Genomic DNA, 19,985 nt, shown 5'->3' on the forward strand with positions numbered 1-19,985 from the left:
TAGAACATGGGAAGCGTTATTTCGCAATGTATTTCGCACGGTTTCTGAAGTGTCACCCGGCCGGAGTCAACTTGATCGCGGCAAACTGCAGCCGGTCGACGGCCTCGGTGAACTCCTCGAGCGTGGGGATCCGCCGGTCGCGAAACTTCAAACCCATCATCCGCTGCGCGCGGCGCAGGCCGTAAGACCGGGCACATCGCAGACACAGGTCGGCGACCACGTCCGGGTCCCGGATGAGGTCGCCGCGCATGGCGGTCGTCTTCCCGTTGTGCACTACCTGGGCGGTGGCGCCACCGCTGAAGTTGTACTTCCATGCGGCGCCGGTCAGGGCGTACAGCACGTTGTCGATGACATGGGCGCTCAACGGAAGTGAGAAGTGCCGTCCCGACTTGCGGCCGGTGAAGTCGAGCACCATCAGCTGGTTGCCCAGTGAGCCGGCGAGCGGTGTGCGCAAGAGAAAACCGAGCACCGGGTTGATGGCACGAAGTAGTGCTGACGGTGGATGCTCCACCTCCACCGGATACGACTGCTCTGTCATGCAAACACCGTAGGACAACACGATGGTGCGCGGTAGTGCCGCCGCGAGTGCAGCTCTGTTCGGCGATCACGCCGGCCCCGCCCAGCAGCGTCGCAGTGGCAGGCACCCACCGATCAGAAGATCGAGTCGACCTGGTCCGCGATGGGGTTGCCGGCGGCGTCGCGGACCGGTCCTTTCGACCCGTCGGAGTTGACGAACGCCTGCCCACACGGATACGGCGGGTGCTGGGGGAGCGGGTCCATGAACATCGGGTTGACGGCCCACTTGCCGCCTTTGGCGTACAGGCCGTCGTAGGCCCGGCACATGAGCTCGGCTTTGTTGCGGTTGATGGCCAGTGACACCGCGGTCGCGTCGCCCACGAAGGTGGCGTCGCTGTTCGAGTCACCCGCAGCAAGCACCTGGCGACGGTCCTGCGGGAGTTGGTCGAAGGCTTGCGGGCCGTCAACGCCGAAGATGACTTGATTGGCCCAACAACGCTTGCCGTCGGCAAACGGCATCACCGAATCCTCGCCGTCGCGAACCCCGCCGCAGCCGAGGAGATGAGCGGTCAGTTTCCCGGATCGGTCGGCAACGCTGCGGACACCCACGACGTGCTGGTCATCGATGCCCACTTCGCCCGCCCACACCTTGATGACCGGTTCGGGAGATGCCGACACCACCCAGGCGTCGATGCCATGGGCCTGCAGAGTCGCGATGAGGTCTTTGATCTGCGGATAGACGCGAATGTAGCCGTCGACATCCTCAGTGCCCACCTTCTGGGTGGCGCCGACATCGGCGGCGAGGTTCTGTTGCTTTGCCGCGGCGGCGAATTGGGCGAGTTCCTCGGCGCTGTAGCCGGCCGACAGCGCGTTGCCCCAGGCGTAGGAACCCTCCAGGCGACGCGCGTCACTGCCGGCAAAAGCGGGCCGTCCCGTCGTCGTTTGGCCCCCAAGAAGCGACAGGATCTCGTCCGCGCACAACGCATTGCTGCTGGTCGGAAGCGGCTCGCCGGCGGGCGCATCCTTGCCGCAAGCCGCACTCAGCGCGTCGGCGGCCGCATCGGTCAGGTAGCGCCCCGTGTTGTGCCAATCCTGGTTGGCGGGCTGCAGCACCAAATCGTGCGTCAGCATGTAGTAATTGGTCGCATAACCGATGTCGTTCTTGACGACGGTGTTGTCCCAGTCGAAGATCGCGACCTTGTGTGCAGCGCCGTCGGCGGTGCCGGTGCACTTGCTGTTGGCATTGATGGCGGATTGCAGAAACTCGCGTACGCCGTCATGCCATTCAAGGGACGCGTCGAGTTCACGACAGCCGGACCCGTGATCGCCGGATGCTGGGCTGGTGGGTCGATCGGTCGAGCAACCGCTGACGCCGCCAAGCAGAGTCGCCACTGCCAACAGCGCAACGATGAGTCGGGCCGGTGGTATCAATGGGCGCCCTTCGTCATGTCAACGAACACCGGCCAGCGGCTTGATCGGAAGCTGAGTCGCTTGTCCGACCTGACGATTGTGACTGATTGCGGGTCGGCCTGCCCCGCAAGGCGACGGCGCCACGCCGGCCTGGCGGACGGGATAGGAAAAACGCACCGCGGAGTGCGTGCAGCTCCGCGGTGCGTTTTGGTTGGCGCGCCCGGCTAGGGGGTGATCTTGGTCTGGTCGTCGATCACGCTGGTGGCATCCATCAACACGTCTTGCTCGCTGTCGAGGGCATCGGCGTCGAGCTGAAGCACGAACAGGCCGTCCTGGCTGGGGATCACCACCGTCTTCTGCGCGACCGCCCGCTGCTTGCCGTTCTTGGTGTAGGAACCGCCGAGCTGCCATGCCTGGAAGCCGCTGAGTGTGGAGGCACTGCCGTTGTTGCTGCCCTCGTACCCGGGCAGGTTTTTCAGCTCGCCCGGGGCGAATTCGAGAATCTTGGCGGCCTCGACGTTGCCGGTGAGTTTGGACAAGATCGCCACGATGGTGGGCGGGTCGCTGGGATCAGCGGGTTGGGTGTAGGCGATGCCACCGTAGGGTGCGCCCGAGCCTTCGGGTAGCAGTTGCCAGCCGTCGGGTACCGGCAGATCGATGTTCGGGGATCCGGGGTCGCCGTGGTGCACGGGGGTTTCCTGGATGTCGTTGTCCCGGATGTAGTCAGCGATCGTGTAGTTGGCTTGGGCGCCCGGTGTTGGGCTGGTCGCCGACGTCGTGGTGGACGTCGACGTGGACGTGGACGTGGACGTCGATGTGGAGGTCTTGTTGTCACTCGTCGTGCCAGACCCGCAGGCAACCAGCGTCAGGCTTAGCGCCGCAGTTGCCAGCACCGCGGTGAGGTCCTTCATGTCTTGCATCTCCTGAATTTTGGGGCCCCGGTATCTGCTCCGGCGACATCCGGACCGACATTAGCCCAACCGGTGCGCAGCGTTGCGGCAATGCCCCAACTACCGGTGCTAACGGTGTCGAGCCGGCGGATGCCGGCGGTTGCCCTGGAACCGATCGCCGAAAATGTGATGGCGCGCATTGTCCTGTCATCGGCCTGGATTAATGCCGAAATCCCCACGGGAAGGCTCGGCGTGCAGTAATGAGACACGTATGCGGTCACCGAGGTTGCTGCGGGGCCTTGCTGCGCTCCTCGCGATGCTGGGCCTGTTGCTGCCGTTGATTGCGGCCGCGCCGCCGCGTGCCTACGACGGGGAACCGTCGTTGGTGGCTAACCCCGTCGACTACGTCGACACGCTGGTCGGCACCGGGACCGGGGGCGAGATCGTCGGGGAGATCAACAATTTCCCCGGCGCAGCGGTGCCGTTCGGCATGGTGCAGTACTCGCCGGACACCACCGACAACTATGCCGGCTACGACTACCAGAATCCCCGTTCCACCGGGTTCAGCATGACGCACGCCTCGGTGGGCTGCGCTGCCTTCGGCGACATTTCGGTGTTGCCCACCACCACCGCGATCAGTGTGCAACCTTGGCGCGGGGCCGAGCGGATTGCCCACGATGACAGCGAAGTGGGGGTCCCCGGCTATTACTCGGTGCACTTTCCGGCCACCGGGGTGACCGCGGAGCTCACTGCCACCACCCGCACCGGCTTCGGCCGGTTCAGCTACCCGCGCGATGGCCGGCCGGCCTTGCTGCGGGTGCAGTCCGGGGCGTCGCTGGCGGGCAACTCGCGCTCGACAATCCAGCTCGGGGCGGACAACACCACGATCACCGGTTGGGCGACCAGCGGCGGATTCTGCGGCAAGAACAACACCTACACCGTGTACTTCGCGATGAAGTTCAACCAGCCGTTCATCTCCTACGGCGCGTGGGACGGCTACGCCGTCTACGCCGGGGTCCGCGGCGCGCATTCCCGGCGCAGCGGGGCTTATGTGGAGTTTCCGTCCGGCGCCGCACTCGAGGTGCAAACCGCGATCTCCTACGTGGGCATCGACGGCGCACGAGCGAACCTCGCGGCCGAGGGGGCGGCGAGTTTCGACGATGTTCGCACCGCCGCCGCGAGGGAGTGGAACGCGGCGCTGCTGCGCATCGCGGTGGCCGGCCGTGACCCCGACGAACTGGTGACCTTCTACAGCTGCCTCTACCGTTCACTGTTGCACCCCAACACCTTCAACGATGCCGACGGTCGATACCTCGGGTTTGACGGTGCCATTCACACGGTGCCCCAGGGCCATACCCAATATGCCAATTTCTCCGACTGGGACACCTATCGCAGCCTGGCCGCTCTGCAAGGGCTGCTCTTCCCCAGCCAGGCCAGCGACATGGCCCAGTCACTGGTCAACGACGCAGAGCAGAGCGGTGCGTTTCCGCGCTGGCCCCTTGCGAATTCGTCGACGGGCATGATGACCGGGGACAATGCGCTGCCGCTGATCGTAAATCTCTATACCTTCGGCGCCAAGGACTTCGACGTTCACACCGCGCTGCGTTACATGGTGAACGCGGCGACGCGGGGCGGCGTCGGCCTCATCGGTTATGTCGAGCGGCCGGGAATCACCACCTACCAAGAGTTGGGTTTCGGGCCGCAGGTGAGCGAATTCGCTACCGGCGGGCGCATCGCGGGCGCATCGATCACCCTGGAATGGGCCATCGACGACTTCACCATCTCCCGATTCGCGCAGGCGTTGGGCGACGACAAGACCGCCGCCGAATTCCAGCACCGGTCGCAGTACTGGCAGAACCTGTTCAACCCCAGCACCGGTTTCATCTCGCCACGGGATCGGATGGGATTCTTCCCCGACGGCCCGGGATTCACCGAGATCCCGGAGGGGTTTGGTCAGGACGGATTCGACGAGGGCAACGCCGAGCAATATCTGTGGATGGTGCCGCAAAACATCGCCGGCCTGGTGACAGCGCTGGACGGCCGTGCGGCGGCGGAAAACCGGCTGGATCGCTTCACCAAGAAGCTCAACGTGGGCCCAAACCAGCCCTACCTGTGGGCCGGCAATGAGCCGGGTTTCGGGGTGCCGTGGATCTACAACTACCTGGGAGCGCCGTGGAAGACGCAGCGGACGGTCAACCGAGTGCGCGGCCTGTTCGCGGCCACGCCCGACGGCGCGCCCGGCAACGACGATCTGGGCGCGCTGTCCAGCTGGTATGTCTGGGCGGCCCTCGGTCTGTATCCGATCACGGCGGGGACTCCGATCCTGACGGTGAATACCCCATTGTTTGACCGGGCCGTAATCAGCCTCCCCGCAGACAAATTCATCCGGCTTTCCGCGCCCGGCGCGTCCGCGCCCAGCCACATGAGGTACATCAGTGGGCTGCGCATCAACGGTGCGGCCACTGACCAGACCTATCTTCCGGAGTCGATCATCACGACAGGCGGCGACGTCGCCTTCGAGCTTGCCGCCGTTCCCAACAAGCAGTGGGGTAGCGGACCGTCATCGGCGCCACCGTCGTTCGGCGCGGGCGGCTCGGCGGTGACGGTCAATGTCCCGCAACCCATCATCAGGATTGCGCCCGGAACGACACGAACCGTCAGGGTCGACCTACAACGGATGATCACCGGCATAGACGAGTTCACCATCACCGGAGAGTCCTCGACCGGCGGGATCACGGTGGTACCCACCTCGGGACGATTCGCCGAGAATGGATCGGCCACGACCCGGGTCGGAATCACGGTGGACAAGTCGGTCGACAACGAGTACTACCTGACGTATCTGACCACCACCGCCGGTGCAACCAGCCGGACATCGACCGTGCTGGTTGTGGTCCTCGGCTATGACGAGTGACCCGCGCGCGCCGCGGCCAGCGCTAGATCATTTCGCTCTTGGTCAGCCACCGCATTATCGGCCAGCCCAGAAACACCGGTAACCAGCAGGTGAGCACGCGGTACAGCAGTACCGAGGGAACGCCGATCGCCTCGGGCACCCCGAACGCGGCCAGCCCACCGATCAGTGCCGCCTCGACGGCGCCGACACCGCCGGGTGTCGGCGCGGCCGAGGCCAGCGTCCCGCCGACCATCGTCACCACCGTGACGGTGACAAATGTGGTTCCGCCGCCGAAGGCTTCGATGCTGGCCCACAGCGCCAGCGCGGCACCGAGAGTGGTTCCCGCACAACCCAGCAGGATGATGGCGAATCGCTTGGGCTCCCGGCCCAGCACAATCAGGTCGCTGGTGACCTCTTTGAGCTTGGGCCGCACCTCCGTCGACAGCCAGCGCCGCAAGTTAGGCACGAACAAGAACGTTCCGATGATGCCCAGCGCCACACCCGCGATCAGGTACACCACGGTGCCGGTGGGCACGAAATGCGATAGATCGGTTGAGGTTCCCGCGACGGTGCTGAACAGGATCAGCAACGCCAGGTGAACAATCACCTGGACCGACTGCTGCAGCGCTACGGCTGCGGTGGCCCGTAACGCGCTCAGACCGCTCTTCTGCAGGAAACGGGTGCTCAGCGCGAGGCCACCGACGCCGGCCGGGGTGGTTGTTGCCGCAAAGGTATTGGCCACCTGCACGATCGAGAGCTTCCAGAAGCTGACCTGCCCGTCGGCGCAGGTCCACAATGCCGCCGCAGCACCGACATAGGTCAGTGCCGACACCGCCAACCCGAGCAGTGCCCACGTCCAGTTGGCGGTTCTGAGCTGGGAGAAGAAGGTCGGCACGGTGCTGATGAACGGATACGCGACGTACACCAGCGCGCCGATCAGCACCAGTTGGATGAACTGGCTGCGACTGAACCGGGTGATCGTCTGGCTCTCGATCTGATCGGCACCGGTCTGGCGCTTGACCTCGGTGCGGGCGCCGGCGATGACGGTCTTGGCGTTGGCCACAGATTCGCGGATGCGCTTGGGCACGGCGGATTTGGTGAGCCGGCGCGAGGCCATCAGGATGGTGTCTTTGCCGAATGCTTCGATCGCGGCGCTCACCGCGGGCTGCGCGCCGTACAGTGCCGAGGTGGTCACCAGGAGTTGGGCGATATCCGACTGGAGTTGGGCGTCGGTGGCCCCATATTCGGCGTTGCCGAACCCCCCGAACAGGACCTTGTCCTCATCGACTGTGATCTCGTGGCAGCGCAAGTCCCCGTGCGAGATCTGGTAGTCGTTGAGCGTTCGCAACGATTCCCACACCCGGCCAACCGGTGTCTGGGCGGTGCATTCATCCAGCGGTGTCCCGCGTACCGGGTTGTGCGCGTACAGCGTCCATTCGCGGTCGAGCGCGGCCAGCGCGATGGTCGAGGTATTGGCGACACCCGCTTCCCCGATCGCGATGGCCATCAGGGCGCGGTGCTCGACCGCGCGGCGCATGGAGGCCTGCAGCGGCGCGGTTTCGGAGCCGCGCAGTCGCAGCTTCCACCAGAGTTGCCGCAGCGCGCCGCCGCTGTGCTGATGCGGGCCGTACAACTCGATAGCCGCCCGGCATTCGGGGTCGGGGGAGGTGGCCGCCAGCACTAGTGGACCGGCGCCGCCCGGCCGCACCACCGTGAGCATCGATACCGCGAATCCACGCTTGGCCATGGCGCGGACCGCACCTTCCAAGGGCACCTCGAGAGCGGGCGTGCCAACGACTAGGACCACCAGCGCGCCGACTAACCACCCCACGGCCAGTCCCAGCAACGAACGGGCCGGCACGATGGCGCTGATGACCAGGTGGATCGGCACGAAGGCCAACAACAAGCCCCACCACCAATGTCGCCAGCGGGCGGGCAGCCAGGGGCCTGACACGGTGAGTACCGCCGCGACCATCGCTATCCACCGCGGGTCATCCAGAAACTGGGCCGGCAGGGTGGTGAGCTTCTCGGACAGGTTGAAATGCCACCGGGGGGCCGAAATTCGGTTGCTGCTGATCGACAACGGCAGAGCGGCCATGATTGCCGCGACCGCGTAGGCGCCGAGCAGTTTCCATTGTCGGCTCACGATCAGCCCGATCAGAATCACGAATGGCAACGCCAGAATCGCCGCACCGTAAGCCAGGTAAACCAGATCGGATTGGGTGGGGGTAAGAACGCCGACAATTTCGGAGATCGATTTCTCCAATGCCACCCACCGCGGGCGGGTGATCACCGAACTCGTCACCACGACCACGAGGAAGACCACCGCTACGACCAGCCAGATGATGTCGTTGGTGCGTCTGGTTATCGGAGGCAGCAAGCTACCGGAAACGGTGATCTCGCGTCCGTCAACTCGCATATGCCCAACGGTCCGGTGGACCGATTCCCCTCTCCATGGCTCGCTGACAACTTACCTGTGGGAACAGGATTACAGGTGGGCCTAGGCAATCCAAACCGCCGCACGCGAATCGGCGCCCGCGATGTTCATGGACCTTCCTTGTCGCTGCGTCAGAACCGCTGCGGATGAAAAAGGCGTTGGTGCGGGCCCGGTTACCCACAACCGCGTCGAGGTGCGCCGCAGGAATCCATTCGGTGGTGGGGTTGTTGAGCTTTCGGTTCGCCCACACTCGGCCCAGTCGCTCACCTGATGCACTTCGGTGAGGCGACCGGCAGGTCCAGCCGGCGAACGAGTAGCCACGGTGCTTGGCGTGCAGCACAATTCGATGCCAGCGCGAGGCAATGTGGCGGGTGTGATACGGGCCGGGTCAACGTCTGGCGGTGAAGACCCGCGTGACTGGGCACCTGATGCTTGGGAAATGACCTAACGGACACCGTTTTCCGGTGCCGTTGCTGGACTAACTCGCCGCACCCTTGACCACCCGGCCGTTCTTGATGATGGTGGTGAACGTCTCGTCGGGTCGGGCGATCAGCGAGATGTCGGCAATCGGATCCCCGTCGACCAGGATCAGGTCGGCCAGCGCGCCTTCGGCAACCACGCCCAGCCGCCCCGGGTACGGGTTGCGCGGCCCCGACATCGCCAGCAACTCGGCGTTGCGGATCGTCGCCTGCTGCAACACCTCGGCGGGCGTGAACCAGCGCGTGAGCTTTGCTAGCTGAGCACCCTGGCGGGTGGCGAGCTTGGCGTCGAACAACGTGTCGGTACCGAACACGATCTTGACGCCGTGCTTGATCGCCAGCTGATACGCGGTGTCGGCGCCCGCGACCATCTGCTTGAACTTGGGCACGCTCGGGGGAGGCACCGCCACCGCGTCCTCGTCATCCAGGAACGGTTGCAGGCACCACCAGATGTCCTTTTCGGCGAGCAGCGCGGCGGTCGGTTCATCGATCAGTTGACCGTGTTCGACGCAGCGGACACCGGCGGCGATCGCGGCCCGGATGGCGCGAGGGGTGTAGGCGTGCACGGTGACGTAGGTGCCCCAGTTTTCGGCGGCCTCCACCGCCGCGCGCATTTCGGTCTCGGTGAACTGGGCAACATCGAGCGGGTCGTATGCGGAGGTGACGCCACCGCCGGCCATCAGCTTCAGTTGTGACGCGCCGCGGCGCAGCGTCTCCCGCGCCCCGCGCAATACCTCGGCCTCGCCGTCGGCGATCACGGCCGCGCCGATGATCTCGGTGTAGCTCAGGTGGCCGCACACCCCACGCGGCACCTCGTTGGGCAGCCGGAAATCCCCGTGCCCGCCCGACTGGGAAATGAAGCCGCCCGCCGGGTAGATCCGCGGGCCCGGAATCGAGCCCTCGTCGATCGCCTGCTTGACGCCGAACACCGGACCACCGAGGTCGCGGACGGTGGTGAAGCCGCGCAACAGTGTCTCGCGGGCACTGACCACGGCCCTGGCGACCACGTAGCCGAACTCGCTGACCTGGGCCAGCGCTGCCGGGATGGTGGTGAACATCGCATGCCAGTGCGCATCGATCAGCCCGGGTAACAGTGTCTTGCCGGTGCCGTCGATGGCTGGGCCGGACAATGCCGCGGCGCCCGCCGGTGCGATGCTGGCGATCACGGGGCCGCGGACGGTCACGTCGACCGGCCCGGTGATCCGGCCGTCGACGCTGTCGAAGACCTTGACGTTTGAGATATGCAGCTCGTTTGGTTCCATCCGGGCTCCTCGTCGAGTGTGCTTGTAGGTTACGTGTATCCCCGCGCCTGAACCGCCGGCGGCTCACGTCGGTGCGCGTGCTGCTGACGTATGTTCGCCAGGGAGGCGTTGATCGACGGGAGGAGCCGGGCATGGCGCGGACCGAGGACGACAGCTGGGAAATCACCGAGAGCGTCGGGGCGACGGCGCTGGGTGTGGCTTCGGCGCGGGCGGCCGAGACTCGAAGCCAGCATCCGTTGATCAGCGATCCATTCGCACAGGTATTCCTCGACGCGGTCGGCGACGGCGTGTGGAACTGGCACTCGGCGCCGCAACTGCCGGCCGAACTGCTCGAAATCGAACCGGATCTGCCGCTGCAGATGGAGGCGATGGTCAGCTACATGGCCTCGCGGACGGCGTTTTTCGACGAGTTCTTCCTGGACGCGACGCGCGCGGGGATCGGTCAGGCGGTGATCCTGGCGGCCGGACTGGACTCGCGCGCCTGGCGGCTGCCCTGGCCAGCCGGCACGACGGTGTTCGAACTCGACCAGCCCAGGGTGCTGGAGTTCAAGGCTGCGACGTTGGCCGAGCACGGGGCCGAACCCGCCTGCGGCCGGGTCGCGGTCGCGGTGGACCTTCGTCAGGACTGGCCGACCGCGCTGCGCCAGGCCGGTTTTGACCCTTCGGTGCCCAGCGTCTGGTCCGCCGAAGGGCTGATGCCGTACTTGCCCGCGGTGGCCCAGGACCTGCTGTTCGAGCGGGTTCAGGGACTGACCGTGCGCGCAAGCCGCATCGTCGTCGAGGCGCTGGGGCCGAAGTTCCTCGACCCGCAGGTTCGGGCCAACCGAAGTGCCCGGATGGCGCGGATCCGGGCGGTGATGGCGCACGTGGAGCCGCAGCGGGAGATCCCCCGCACCGACGAACTGTGGTACTTCGAGGAACGCGAAGACGTCGGCGACTGGTTCCGGCGTCACGACTGGGACGTTACGGTGACGCCGTCGGGCGAGCTGATGGCCGGCTACGGCCGCGCGGCCGCAGCTCAGGTCGAGGACCGGGTGCCCACGAATCTGTTTGTGGCCGCGCAGCGCAACTAGTCGCGACTAGGCGGGCGCCGTCACGGCTGCAATCGGGAACGCAACCCGGTCGCCCGGATCGCCCGGCGCGCGATCGCGGCCCGTACGTCGCACTCCGGCCCGACGATGCGCACCTTGCGGGCGGCCCGGGTGACCGCCGTGTAGAACAGTTCCCGGGTCAGCAACCGGGAATCCGCCGGCGGCAGCAGCACGGTCACGTCGTCGGCTTGACTGCCCTGGCTCTTGTGGATCGTCATGGCATGCATGGTTTCCACATCAGATAGTCGGCTGGTCGCGAACTTCAGCGGCTCCTGCGCGCCGGCGATGACGACCCGCAGCGCGCCCGGAGCCGCGGCGCGGTTCGTGCCATCCAGGACGGCCACCCCGGTGTCGCCGTTGTACACGCCGAGCCCATAGTCGTTGGCGGTCACCAACACCGGCCGTCCGGCATACCAGTTCGACCAGATCGGCTCGCCCGTTGCTTCGGTGAGCCATCTCTGCACTTGGTGGTTCCAGTGCGCGATTCCATACGGTCCACGCCGGTGTGCGCACAGCAGCCGTTGCTCGTCGAGTGTTGCCAACGCGGCCGCGGTATCACCGAGCGCGCCGGCGCGTCGAAGCTCAAGGGCGTGTGGAAGCAGCACATTGCGCAGCTGCGGGGTCGGGTCGGCGGCGTTGATCCACTCGATGTGGTCGTCGCCCGCCCGCAAGATCTCGACAACCCGGTCGGCGTCGCCGCCGCGGATGGCCGCCGCCAACTGGCCGATCGACTCGCCGAACCGATGCAGTCTGCGCAGTGCCGCGACGTGGGTGTCGTGGCGCGCGCCCAGCCCGTCCACCAGGTCGGCCAACACCGCGCCCGCCTCCACCGACGCCAGTTGGTCGGGATCGCCGACAAGAAGCAGCCGCGTCTGCGGACGCACCGCTTCGAGCAGGCGAGCCATCATGGTCAGCGACACCATCGACGTCTCATCGATGACGATCACGTCATGCGGCAGCCGGTTGCCGCGATGATGGCGAAACCGTGATGAGGTGTCGGGCCGGCTGCCCAGCAGCCGGTGCAATGTGGTCGCCTGTAGCCCACGAACCCTTTGCTGATCGATGGCATCGAGTTTGTCGATCTGCGACTGCACCGCCTCGTGCAGTCTGGCCGCGGCCTTGCCGGTCGGTGCGGCCAGTGCAATGCGCAGTCGCGCCTTGCCGGCGAGCTGTGCCTGCTCGGCGAATAGGGCCAACAGCCGCGCCACCGTGGTGGTTTTGCCGGTCCCCGGTCCACCGGTCAGCACCGTCAAGCCCTGCGCCAGCGCAATCTTGGCGGCCGCGCGCTGCTCTTCGTAGCCGGGTGGAAACAGCCGGTTGACCTCGATAGCCGGGCCCGATGCGCTGGCCCGGGCGGCCAGCAGGGCCAGGATGTCGTCGGCGACCTGCTGTTCTTCGCGCCAGTACCGGTCCAGATAGACCAGATTGTCCTCGTACAGGCGCAGCACCGCCGGTGACCCGACCAGTGGGCTGGCCCGAACCGCGGCCAGCCATTCGCCGGCCGCCGGCCAGGGGAGGTCGGCGATCCCGACTTGTGCCTCGATGGTGGACAGGTCGACACACACAGAACCGCCCCGCAGCGCGCGCACCACGAACGCGATGGCCAGCAACACCACCGGGTCGGACTCGCCAGACATGGCCGCAAGGCGTTGCGCGACATGGACATCGGCCGCATCGATGACACCGGCTTCGTTGAACGTCCGCAGCGGTCCGGACGCGCTCGCCGCCTGCCGCCAGTCCGCCGGGTCGACAACCTCGATGGTCATGCGACCGCCCTGCCCGCATCAAGCAGATCGGACAACGCCGTCACCAGTGCGGCCGGAGGCGACCAGCTGAACACCCCGGCGGGGTGACTGTCGAGCATGGGAGTGTCGGGACCGCACATCCCGCGGACGAACAGGTACAGCACGCCGCCCAGGTGTCGGGCCGGATCGTATCCTGGCTGGCGCCAGCGCAGAAAACGGTGCAGCACAACGGTGTACAGCAACGCCTGCAACGGATAGTCGGAGTGCAGCATCGCCTCGATCAGCCGGGGACGGTGGTAGTCGGCGGCGGTCAACGGGCGGTCGGGGTCACCCAGCCAGTTGGTCTTGTAGTCGACGACCAGATACCGCTGGCCCGGCCCGTCGGGAATCCGTAACACCACGTCGACCGAACCGCTGAGATATCCGCGCAGCGTCTGACCACCAAGCGCGTCCCCGCTCAACCGATCGGCATATGGCGCCAGCGGGTCGGATGCGTCCAGGTGCGCCCGCAACAGCGCCCCGACGTCGGCCAGCCGGAGATCGGGTGCGTGGCCCCCGGCATCAGCCTCATCGCCTCCGGCCAACGGAAACTCGAAGTCCATCTCCCGCAATCGGTCCGGTAGCCCGATTTGGCGCAGCGTCAATCCGCCGGCCAGCGGGCCCAGCGGGGTGTCGTGCATCGGGACCAACGCCGCGGCAAGCTGGGCCGCGGGCACCTGCACCGGCCACCACGCGGATTGCACCCGGATCTGGGATTCCAGCTCGGCGGCGAGATCGATGGCGAAGGGATCGCTGGTCTCCAGCACGGCGTGCACCAGCGAGCCGAACTTCGCGCCGGATGGGAGATCCGCCATGGGAGAAGGCTGCTCGGGCCCGGACATCACCACCTCGGTCAACGGAACCTCGGCGACTTCATCATCGCGTTCGGTCACCTCCGGCTCACTGCTGACGCCGGTCGCCTCGGCCATCCTGATCAATCCCGAATACGACGTGCGCCGCCACCTGATGTCGATGCCGCGGTCAAACCGGCGGGTGGCCAGCTCGGACGGCGCCGGCTGGCCGGCAATCGCCGGTGCCGCGGCGATGACGGACTCTTCCACCGTCGGCCCTCCGGCGGCCTGCCATTGCTGAAACCGGTCCCAGGCATCCTCGTCGGTGATCTTGGCAGGGGTGGCGCGGTCAGGTACCACCGAGTCGCCGGGACGCCGGCCCCGCAGCAGCCGTGACAGCCCGCCGTTGGGTTCGTCATAGGCCGGTGACCACCAGGCCACCACTTGCGACTGCGCCCGCGTCATCGCAACGTAGGTCAATCGGCTGTCGTCGTTGGCAGCCTCTTTGGCGCCCAGCCTCTCGACCGTGCCGAAATCAGGGGAGTCCTTGCCGCCGATATGCAGGCAGCGCGTGCCCCGGTCGTGAAACAGCACCAGTTCGCGTTCCTGAATGTTGCGGTTGAAGGCGAATGGCAGGTACACCACCGGATACTGCAGACCCTTGCTCACCCACACCGTCATGATCTGGACGGCCGCGGCGTCGCTATCGATCCGGCGGTTGCGCTCGGTAGCGCCAGCGCGATCCTTGCGCTGGCCGCGCAGCCAGTCTCGCAGCGCCGGAAGGGTATAGCGCTCCCGGTGGGAGACCTTCTGCAGCAGCTGCGTCACGTGGGCCAGGTCGGTCATGTGCCGCTGGCCCTCCTGCCACGACAGCACGCGGTCGCTCATACCGCCCAACTGCGCGGCCTCGAAGATGGCGGCCACCCCCCGCTCGCGGGCGTAGTCCGCCCACTCCCGCAGGGTCTCTGCGACGCGATCGGTGAGCGCATCGCCGCCGCGGGCAAGATCGTTGGCGGTCTTGCCGAAGAACATCGTCGCGGCGGCGGCGCGCACGATCCCGGGGCGATGCGGCTGGTCGAACGCCTCCAGCAGCGCTAGCCAGTCGTCGGCGGCTTCGGAGCTGAACACATCGGTGTCGCCGGTGTAGACCGCGTGAATCCCGGCGTCGGTGAGCGCGCGATGGCAGGCCCGCGCGTCCTTGTGCTTCTCGACAATCACGGCGATGTCATTGGCCTGCAGTGCTCTGCCGGCAAATGTTGCCCCGGAGGCCAGCAACGCACCGATGTCGGAGGCGAGATCACGGCCGATGTGATCGCGCAGAATATCGATGGGCAGGTTCTGGATTCCCCTGCGGCCCAACGTGGCCCGGCGCACCACCCGCAGCCGCAGGGCGTCGTTGTACGGCGCGCCCGCGAGCCGGTGGCCCTGGTGGTGGGCCTTGACATCGCGCACCACGATTGCGGGATCGCCGAGTTCAGCGCCACGCAACACCACCTGCAACCGATCGACCAGCGCGCTGTCGCTGCGCCAGTTGGTGGCCAGTGTCCGCTTGTCCCCGGCGGTTTGCGCCGCGTGCAGGTAGGTGACGATGTCGCCACCGCGGAATGCGTAGATGGCCTGCTTGGGGTCGCCGATGAGAATCAGTGTGCAGCGCCCACTGAACGCGCTGTCGATCACCTGCCACTGCACCGCGTCGGTGTCCTGGAACTCATCGACCATGACCACCGGCCAGCGCTGCTGCATTCGCGCCCGGGCCGCAGAGTCCTCGCTAGCGAGGGCATCGGCCAGCCGCAGCAGCAGGTCGTCGTAGCCGAGGATGCCCCGACGCCGCTTGCGGGTTTCCAGCTCTTCGAGAACGTGATGGGCGAAACCGGCACAGGCCGCGGCCCGGGATCTGGGCGGCGCATCCAGCGGCCGCAGCTGGGTGGACGGGTTGGCGACCACCGCCCTGGCGATCCGCAGTGCGTCGCGGTAGGTCAGCGGGGGGTCATCGCGGTCACGGCCGAAGTGCACCAGGTAGAGATCGTCGACAATCTCGGTGACCAGCTCGTCGAGGTCTTCGACCAGCGTCACACCCGCGTCGGTGTCACCCGCGACGCCCAAAGACTTGAGCACCAGCTGGCAGAACTGGTGTGTGGTGGCAATGGTCGCCGCATCGAATCCGGCCAGCGCGTCGCGCAGGCGCTGCTGACGCGCGTCGCGCTCGGCGGCGGTGCCGTCGAGCAGGTGAGCCAGCAGTTGGTTGTCGCCGGCGGGGTCCGCGTCATCGGAGCCGTTGCGGGAGTCGTGGAAAACCCGCACCGCATTGACCATTTGGCATCGGACCCGCTCACGAAGTTCCTGACTGGCCGCCCGCCCGAAGGTGATGAGCAGCATCTCGTCGAGCCGGGCCCGTCCCTCCGCGACGTAGCGGGTCACCAGCGCGGCCAACGCGAATGTCTTGCCCGTTCCGGCGCTGGCTTCGAGCACCGTGGTGGAATTCTCGGCGGGCAGTGGGCCGAGCAGATCGAAGGGGCGCATCAGCCGGGGTCCCGCTCGGCGCGCAGCATCGGCAGCCAGAGCCGCGCGGCGAAGGCCCCCAGCCGGTTGTCTTCACCGTTGGGGCAGGCCGCACGCTCGGATTCGGCATGCACCGGTTGCATCAGATCGGTCAGTCTCGCGTTCCTTCCCCAGGTCCGAACGTGAGCCGGTGCCTGGTCCTCAGCCGGGTAGCGGTCGCTGGACTTCCACCGAAATGACGCCTCCCGCACCGGATCGTCGCCGCAGTGCCGGGCGGCCGCCCAGGCATAGGATGTCTTGATCGGCAACGGAATTGGCTCACGGCGTCCAGCGTCATAGATCGCCACCAAATCTCGAAGCAGCTCCACCGGCTGTTCGCGGGGGCGCCCCAGCCCCGCCTGGCGGGGCACGGTACCCCGTTTCTGCCGGCCGATGCAGACGGCCGACCAGTCGTGGGCCCCAGCGTGAGCGAACAACGCCAACAACGGTATCCAGGATTCGAGTAGATGTTTGCCGTCGAGCTTGGAATAGGTCACCGACACCAGACGATCGCCGAACACTTGCGCCACCGTGCCGGTCAACCTTCGCGAACCCAGGTCGATGTCAACGTCATATGCCGCCGCGTCGTCTCGGCGGTGCCGCAGCGCCGCGGCGGCCAGCAAGGCCGCTTGGTCACGGATTTCGGTCACTTTGCGCCAGCCGAGCTGGCCGGGCGGCAACGTGCCGCGCCGCCATTCCGCCTGTCGGGCCTCATCCGGTGCCATGCCGCTGAGGATGTCGGCCAGCATCCGATCGCCGACCGTCCACTCCTCGAGCGCGTTGATGTCGACCGGCATGGCGTCTTCGACACCGTCGACATCCCACGGCAGCGTGTAATCGAGGGCCCGGAAGAAACCCTTCACCGGGTCCTTGAAGAAGGCGACCAGGTCGGCGAGCGCCACGTCATCGGCGGGTGGGGGTGCCAAGGGTGCGCCGATGAACCTCGGCTGCTGTGCGCGTTCGCCGGCGGCCGCCCGCGCCGCCCGCAGCACGGTCGGATCGAAGCTGAACGGCACGCCGGGCATCAGCGCCCCGCGCGTCACGTTGCGAACGTCGAACGGCTGCAACGGGTGCTCGACCACGACGCGGCCGCGGACCTGCTCTGTTGTGGTCATGTCCAGGGTGTCGAGTAGCTCGGCCAGCGGTACCGCCGGTGGCTTGCGCTGACCCGAATACTCATTGGCGCCGGTATAGGTGATGACCAGGTTCTCGGTGGCCGCACCGATCGCGTCGAGCAGCAATTGGCGATCCTCCGAACGGATGTCACGCTCACCGGTCATCGGGCTGCGGGCCAGCACGTCGTCGCCGTCGACGACACCTTGGCGTGGAAACACGCCGTCGTCGAGGCCGACCAGGCAGACCACCCGGTGGGGGACCGAGCGCATCGGAACCATGGTGCAGACGGTCAAGGTACCGGTGCGGAAGTTGGCGCGGGTGGGCCGTCCGGCGAGGTGCCGTTGCAGCAGCGCGCGGATGTCGGGCACCCGCAACATCGTCTCGACCCACCGTCCGGCTGTGCGCGATACCTCGGCGAACTCGCGTTGCATCTGATCAGACTGCCAGGCTTCGCCCTCGTCGACGCGGGTCAGCAGGGCGATGCCGTCGGTCAACGCGGCCAGCCACTCCCGCAGCGGTCGGGTGCCGGTGAGCGAACCGACCACCTGTCGCAGCCGGTCGATGTATTCGGCGAATCGACCGGCCAATTCCACCCGGTTGCTGCCGACATCGTCGAGCGGCAGCGTCGCGTCGATCCAGGCGTGCGACGCTTCCGACATGGCGACGCCGGCCAGCACCCGGTCGATGCCGAAACGCCAAGTGTTGTGCACGAAGTCGACCCCGTAGGGCTTGCGGTGCTCCTGGTCGAAACCCCACCGGATATTCGACTGCCGGACCCATCTGGTGATGTCCTCGAGGTGGTCGTCGGCGAAGCCGAACCGGGCCCGCACCGGGGCGGCCTGGGCGAGGTTGAGCACCTCGCTGGCGGTGACCCTGCTACCGGCCAGCATCAGCAGCTGCGACGCCACGCCGAGCAGCGGATTGGTTTGCAGCAGTGAGCGGTCGGCGAGCCGTACCCGAAGCCGATGCGCGGGGTGCACGCCGTGCATCACGTCACCGAGCCCGAAATCCGCGACGATCAACGGCGCATACGTTTCGATGTCGGGGCACATCACCAGGATGTCGCGAGGTTCCAGCGTCGGGTCATCGGCGAGCAGGCCGAGCAGGACCTCACGCAGCACGTCGATCTGACGGGCGGGCCCGTGGCAGCTGTGCACCTGGATGGACCGGTCGCCGGCGACCAACGTTCGGTTTTCCGGCCGGACCTGGTTGGCGGCCAAGTCGGACTGCAGCCAGCCGAGCAGGGTGTCCGGTCGGGTAGTGGCGCCGAGTGCCTCGTCGGTCGCCGGATCGGCGGGGAGGCCGCGTTGCAGCTCGCGCAGGTCCCGCCCGAGGGTCGCCAGCAGCGGATGGACGACGCGGCGATGGCTGGCGTCGGCGCGCCGCGGCACCACACCGTGCAGGTCGGCCAGCGAGCGCCACAAGGCCGCACTGGGGTGGGGCAGCCACAGGTGCAGTTCGTGATGGGTGGCCAGCGCGCCCAGCAGCTCGATGTCGGTGACCGCCATCCGGGTGTGACCGAATAGCGACAGCCGCGGCGGCAGGCCGGCCGGTCGGGCACGCAGCGCGGTGAGGGTCTTTTCGTGGCGGAGGTGTGGGGGATCGGCGCCCACGACCGCGACCAGCGCGCACCACAGTTCGGGCTGCCAGCTCAGATCGGGATCCAGGTCGCCCCGCCCGCCATCGAGCCAATCGGACAGCACCCGGGGACGCTGCCGGGCGTAGGAGGCGAACAGTCCGGCCAGGCGGCGCGCCACCGAATACCGGCGTCCCCGACGCAACTCGGCCTCAGGCCCGACGTCGAAGTGGCCCAGATGTCTTGCCAGCGTCGCGCACCAGGGTTCTTCCAGTGAACCGTCGATGACTTCCAGCAGGGGCCAGGTCATCGCTTCCGCTGACCAGGGATCGTCGGCGGCGGTGCCGGTGATCTCGGCGATCAACGATCGCGGATTACGGAAGGACACACCCGCACACACCCCGTCGCCGCCGCCGGGTGCATGTCCCAACAGGTGCGAGAGACGCTGACTGAGCCAGCGTTCCACGCCGCGTGCCGGAACCAATACCAACTCTTCGGCGAACGGATCCGCCAGCGGTTGAGCCAGGAGCGCGCCGAGGCCATCGGCAAGTAGATCGGTGCGCTCGGCGCGGTGGAGGTGAAGGGGCATCGGCCGCCACGATAGACCGGCCCGACCACGGCGATGGCAGCATGGGTTGCATGCAAGCTTGGGATGCGATCTGCGCGCGGCGCAATGTGCGTCAGTACCTGCCGGCCGGTGTCAGAGGACGACCTGAACCGGATCGCCGAGGCCGGGTGGCGGGCCCCATCGGCCAAGAACCGCCAACCGTGGGACTTTGTCCTCGTCACCGAACGGTCTGCGCTGCAGGAACTCTCGACGGTCTGGATGGGCGCCGGCCATATTGCCGCGGCCGCGGCCGCGATCGCCCTGGTGATTCCGGTCCCGCCGGATGAGCGCAGGAAGGTGATAGACCAGTACGACGTCGGTCAGGCGACGATGGCGATGATGATCGCGGCCACCGACTTGGGGATCGGCACCGGTCATTCCTCGGTGGGCGACCAGGACAAGGCGCGCGCGATCCTCGGTGTCCCCGACGACCACCTGGTCGCCTACCTGCTTGGCGTCGGATATCCCGCTGACCGCCCGCTCGTTCCTATCCGTAAGCCGAATCGGCGGGCCTTCGCCGAGGTCGTGCACTACGGACGCTGGTGATCCACCCGGGCGGGCCGGCGGCGGCCGGTCCTGCCGGTAGCACCTGAGGCAG

The 19,985-nt window shown here is 67.0% G+C and carries 10 protein-coding genes and 1 pseudogene; 3 read left to right on the forward strand and 8 right to left on the reverse strand.

The window, feature by feature from the left end; genetic code table 11:
• Nucleotides 1-52: 52 nt before the first annotated feature.
• The 3 genes from MPSD_RS05350 to lpqN all read right to left on the reverse strand — a co-directional run bounded on the left by MPSD_RS05350 (nucleotide 53) and on the right by lpqN (nucleotide 2,837).
• Entirely contained in the window at nucleotides 53-538 is a 486-nt protein-coding gene (locus tag MPSD_RS05350; protein ID WP_036426909.1) for a hypothetical protein, read from the reverse strand.
• A gap of 113 nt (nucleotides 539-651) precedes the next feature.
• Entirely contained in the window at nucleotides 652-1,947 is a 1,296-nt protein-coding gene (locus MPSD_RS05355; protein WP_020788622.1) for a haloacid dehalogenase-like hydrolase, read from the reverse strand.
• A gap of 203 nt (nucleotides 1,948-2,150) precedes the next feature.
• Nucleotides 2,151-2,837, reverse strand: coding sequence for an envelope biogenesis lipoprotein LpqN (lpqN, locus tag MPSD_RS05360; RefSeq protein ID WP_020788621.1), 687 nt, complete (start codon nucleotides 2,835-2,837; stop codon nucleotides 2,151-2,153).
• A 250-nt stretch (nucleotides 2,838-3,087) separates the two neighbouring features.
• Between lpqN and MPSD_RS05365 the strand changes: the two genes are divergently transcribed.
• Nucleotides 3,088-5,727: a GH92 family glycosyl hydrolase gene (locus tag MPSD_RS05365; RefSeq protein ID WP_086085054.1), complete on the forward strand. Its 2,640-nt coding sequence runs from the start codon at nucleotides 3,088-3,090 to the stop codon at nucleotides 5,725-5,727.
• A gap of 22 nt (nucleotides 5,728-5,749) precedes the next feature.
• Here MPSD_RS05365 and MPSD_RS05370 read toward each other — a convergent pair whose 3' ends face one another.
• Complete coding sequence (locus MPSD_RS05370) at nucleotides 5,750-8,125, reverse strand: lysylphosphatidylglycerol synthase transmembrane domain-containing protein (RefSeq protein ID WP_086085055.1); 2,376 nt, start codon at nucleotides 8,123-8,125, stop codon at nucleotides 5,750-5,752.
• Between the two features lie 496 nt (nucleotides 8,126-8,621).
• The gene (locus MPSD_RS05375) at nucleotides 8,622-9,884 is read right to left on the reverse strand and encodes a metal-dependent hydrolase family protein (protein WP_086085056.1); all 1,263 of its coding nucleotides are present in this window, start codon (nucleotides 9,882-9,884) and stop codon (nucleotides 8,622-8,624) included.
• Nucleotides 9,885-10,015: 131 nt separating this feature from the next.
• Between MPSD_RS05375 and MPSD_RS05380 the strand changes: the two genes are divergently transcribed.
• Entirely contained in the window at nucleotides 10,016-10,957 is a 942-nt protein-coding gene (locus tag MPSD_RS05380) for a class I SAM-dependent methyltransferase (RefSeq protein WP_020788617.1), read from the forward strand.
• Nucleotides 10,958-10,977: 20 nt separating this feature from the next.
• On the opposite strand, the gene recD is transcribed toward MPSD_RS05380, so the two are convergent.
• From recD to recC, 3 genes are read right to left on the reverse strand one after another with little or no spacing between them, the layout of a single operon-like run.
• Nucleotides 10,978-12,741, reverse strand: coding sequence for an exodeoxyribonuclease V subunit alpha (gene recD / locus MPSD_RS05385; RefSeq protein ID WP_020788616.1), 1,764 nt, complete (start codon nucleotides 12,739-12,741; stop codon nucleotides 10,978-10,980).
• On the reverse strand, nucleotides 12,738-16,070 hold the full coding sequence (gene recB / locus MPSD_RS05390; protein WP_086085057.1) for an exodeoxyribonuclease V subunit beta: 3,333 nt from the start codon (nucleotides 16,068-16,070) through the stop codon (nucleotides 12,738-12,740). Before recB ends, recD begins: the two co-directional genes overlap by 4 nt.
• Nucleotides 16,070-19,369 (reverse strand): exodeoxyribonuclease V subunit gamma, encoded by a 3,300-nt coding sequence (recC, locus tag MPSD_RS05395; RefSeq protein WP_020788614.1) that lies wholly within the window; start codon nucleotides 19,367-19,369, stop codon nucleotides 16,070-16,072. Before recC ends, recB begins: the two co-directional genes overlap by 1 nt.
• Nucleotides 19,370-19,419: 50 nt before the next feature.
• Between recC and MPSD_RS05400 the strand changes: the two are divergent.
• Nucleotides 19,420-19,933: pseudogene (locus MPSD_RS05400) on the forward strand (nitroreductase family protein).
• Nucleotides 19,934-19,985: the final 52 nt, after the last annotated feature.

Origin of the sequence: Mycobacterium pseudoshottsii JCM 15466, assembly GCF_003584745.1 — a bacterium.
GTDB lineage: Bacteria > Actinomycetota > Actinomycetes > Mycobacteriales > Mycobacteriaceae > Mycobacterium > Mycobacterium marinum.